The sequence below is a fragment of the Alteromonas sp. 5E99-2 genome (assembly GCF_017368475.1).
In the GTDB taxonomy this organism is placed as follows: Bacteria; Pseudomonadota; Gammaproteobacteria; order Enterobacterales; family Alteromonadaceae; genus Alteromonas_F.
On the sequence record NZ_JAFNJE010000094.1, the window covers coordinates 1 to 363 of the forward strand.

A 363-nucleotide genomic window follows, 5' to 3' on the forward strand; every position below is an offset into this window, starting at 1 on the left:
TCATCCCTCTCAAGGTGCTTATATTATTTATACCTCGGGTACCACAGGTCAGCCTAAAGGGGTTGTGGTGACCCATCGAGGGTTAAGTAATTACACACAAGGTGTTTTATCAAAGACTAATATTGAAGAGAATGTCACAAGTATGGCGATGGTCTCAACAGTTGCTGCTGACTTAGGTAACACCACTTTGTTTGGCGCATTGTGCCGTGGCTGTACGTTACACATGATACCAACAGATGTTGCCTTTGAAGCTGATTTATTTGCAAAGTACATGGCAACACATCAAGTGGATGTACTTAAAATTGTACCCAGTCATCTACAAGGCTTACTCAGTGCTGCGGAGCCTGCCAAAGTACTGCCTCA

Annotated in this window: 1 protein-coding gene; it reads left to right on the top strand. The window is 43.8% G+C overall.

Going from position 1 to position 363, the window contains the following annotated elements:
- A partial coding sequence (locus tag J3L16_RS16050; RefSeq protein WP_207614066.1) for an AMP-binding protein occupies positions 1–363 on the top strand: 363 nt, incomplete at both ends.